Annotated in this window: 3 protein-coding genes; all 3 read left to right on the top strand. The window is 68.6% G+C overall.

Annotation, left to right across the window (positions count from 1 at the left end; all coding sequences use genetic code 11):
* Window positions 1-934 (top strand): FAD-binding protein (locus DTW89_RS18895; RefSeq protein WP_114657049.1); only part of this gene is annotated, 934 nt, incomplete at its 5' end.
* A 9-nt stretch (window positions 935-943) separates the two neighbouring features.
* On the top strand, window positions 944-1,834 hold the full coding sequence (locus DTW89_RS18890; protein WP_114657048.1) for a bile acid:sodium symporter family protein: 891 nt from the start codon (window positions 944-946) through the stop codon (window positions 1,832-1,834).
* A gap of 35 nt (window positions 1,835-1,869) precedes the next feature.
* A partial coding sequence (locus tag DTW89_RS18885; protein WP_201741042.1) for an acetolactate synthase large subunit occupies window positions 1,870-2,866 on the top strand: 997 nt, incomplete at its 3' end.

Here is a 2,866-nt window from a genome sequence, read left to right as displayed (position 1 = left end):
CCCCCTGCCCGCCACCCTGCTCAATGGCGCACACCCCTTTGCCGACGGAGCGATGCACCACCACGCCGCCGATCGCTGGGGCGCGCAGATCACCCACGCAGGCGAGATGTGGAACTACGCAGCCGGGTTTCCGCACCCGTTCCCGCATTTCGAGGGGCATGGACTCTCGACCATTCCGTGTAAATCGGCGCTGTGGCTCAACCACCGGGGCGAGCGCATCGGCCCCGAGCCGCTGGTGACGGGTTTTGACACCCACTGGCTGTGCCAGCAAGTGGCGAGCCAAGAAAAGCCTTGGACCTGGCACCTGCTGAACTGGCGCATCGCCGCCAAGGAATTCGCCATCTCCGGCGCCGAGCACAACCAGCGCATCCGCGACATGCAGTTCCCCGCGTTCCTCAAGGAGACACTGCTGGGCAACCACCGGCTGGTCAAGCAGATGGCCGCCGAGAGCAAACACTTTCTGGTGGACGACACGCTCGCGGGCCTGGCCGCGAAGATGAACGCGCTGGCTGGCACCAACGACGTGCGGCCAGCCGTTCTGCAGGCCACGGCCGATACCTTCGACGCCAATTTCGCCAATGGCGCCAAGCTGCACAACGACGACCAGATCCGCCGCATCCTGCACGCGCGCCAGTGGGGGCCCGACAAGCTGCGCACCTGCGCGCCCGCGCCGCTGCAAAAACCCGGCGCCGGGCCGTACATCGCCATCCAGATGCAGCTCATCACGCGCAAAAGCCTGGGCGGGCTGCGCACCGACCTCCACAGCCGCGTGCTGGACGGCGCCGACCAGCCCATCGCCGGTTTGTACTGCGTGGGCGAGGCAGCGGGCTTTGGCGGTGGTGGCGCCAGCGGCAAACGCTCGCTGGAGGGTACCTTCCTGCCCGGTTGCATTCTTACGGCGCGCGCTGCGGCGCGCTCCATCACCGGAAGCTAAGGAGCCACCATGCAAGGCGACATTGTTTCGGGCGTTCTGCTCCCGCTCATCCTGGCTTTCATCATGTTCTCGCTCGGCCTGGGGCTGACGGTGGGCGACTTCCGGCGCATCTTCGCCCAGCCGCGCGCGTTGCTGGTGGGGGTGGTGTGCCACTTCGTGCTGCTGCCCCTGGCGTGCTTTTTTCTGCTCAGTGCCTGGGGCATGACGGGGGTGTTTGCCGTGGGCTTCATGATTTTGGCGGCCTGCCCCACGGGCAGCACCTCCAATTTGCTCACTTACCTGGCACGCGGCGACGTGGCGCTGGCGCTGAGCTTCACCGCCGTGGCCAGCGTCGCCACCATTTTCACCTTGCCCCTGGTCGTGACCTGGGCGCTGGGCCACTACCTGGGCGCGGCGCGTGCCGTGGATGTGCCCGTAGGGTTGATGATGGGCCAGGTGGCGCTGGTGCTGGGCGTGCCGGTGAGCCTGGGCATGTTCGCGCGCCAGCGCTGGAGCGCCTGGGCACGGCGTTTCGAGCCGCGCGCCACGCGCGTGGCGACGGTGCTGTTCGTGCTCATCGTGGTGCTGGCCGTGGCCAAGAACTGGGCGCTGCTGCGCGACAACTTCACCACCCTGGCGCCCTTCGCGCTGCTGCTCAACCTCAGCATGCTGTGCGTGGGCTTTGGCGTGGCGTGGGCCGCGCGCCTGTCGCGCAGCCAGTCGGTCACCCTGGGCATTGAAACCGCCGTGCAGAACGCCGCGCTGGCACTGGTGATCGCCAGCACCGTGCTGCAGGACGATGCCATGGCCATCCCCGGTGCGCTCTATGGCGTGCTCATGTACGCCGGGGGCCTGCTGTTTGCCCTGGCCATGCGCCGCCTGCTGCCCGCCGCCCCATCCACGGCAACACCCACCGCTTGACCCTTACGAAGGAACACCCCATGTCCGTTGCCCCCCTGAACGGCGCCCAGGCGCTGATGAAAACGCTGGCCGATGCCGGCGTCGAGGTTTGCTTCACCAACCCCGGCACCAGCGAGATGCACTTCGTCGCCGCGCTCGACAGCGAGCCGCGCATGCGCGCCGTGCTGGCCCTGTTCGAGGGCGTGGCCACGGGCGCGGCGGATGGTTATGCCCGCATGGCAGACAAGCCCGCTGCCACGCTGCTGCACCTGGGCTGCGGCCTGGGCAACGGCCTGGCCAACCTGCACAACGCGCGCAAGGGCAAAGTGCCCGTGGTCAACATCGTGGGCGACCACGCCACCCACCACACGCAGTACGACGCGCAACTGCAAAGCGACATCGAAACCGTGGCGCGCAATGTTTCGCCCGGTTTTGTGCGCACATCGCAGAGCACTGCTGCGCTGTGCCAGGATGCAGCCGACGCCATCACCGCCGCACGCGGCCTGCCGGGCCAGGTGGCCACGCTGATATTGCCCGCCGACGTATCGTGGGGCGAAGGCGGCGTGCCCTGCCCTCCCCCGCCGCCGCCAAGCCCCGAAGCGGCGGACGACGCCACCGTACAGGCCATTGCCCAAACCATTGCCCAGGCAATGACACAGGCAGGACGGGCGGGCGGCAAGGCCGCCTTGCTCCTGGGCGGACAGGCGCTGCGCGAGCCCGGCCTGCGGGCCGCCGCGCGCATCGCCGCGCACAGCGGCGTGAAGGTGTTCGCCGAAGTCTTCCCCACCCGGCTGGAGCGCGGCGCAGGCCTGCCCACCGTGGAGCGCATCGCCTACCTGGCCGAGCTGGCCGGGGTACAGCTTGCCGGCATCGAACACCTGATTCTGGTGGACGCCAAGGCGCCGGTATCGTTCTTTGCCTACCCGGGCAAAAAGAGCGACCTGGTGCCTGACGGCTGCACCGTGCACCAGCTCTCTACGCCCGCACAAAACGCCGCCGCCAGCCTCGAAAACCTCGCCCAGGCGCTGGGCGCCGCGCAGGCCCAGCCCGCGC

Source organism: Acidovorax sp. BoFeN1, from assembly GCF_003345135.1.
Classification (GTDB): Bacteria; Pseudomonadota; Gammaproteobacteria; order Burkholderiales; family Burkholderiaceae_C; genus Acidovorax; species Acidovorax defluvii.
Note: the sequence above shows the minus strand (reverse complement) of the source record. Positions and strands in the feature narration are given on the sequence as shown.

Excerpts from the sequence above, each read along its gene's own strand:
- DTW89_RS18890 (WP_114657048.1), top strand. The coding sequence starts at position 944 with ATGCAAGGCGACATTGTTTCGGGCGTTCTGCTCCCGCTCATCCTGGCT.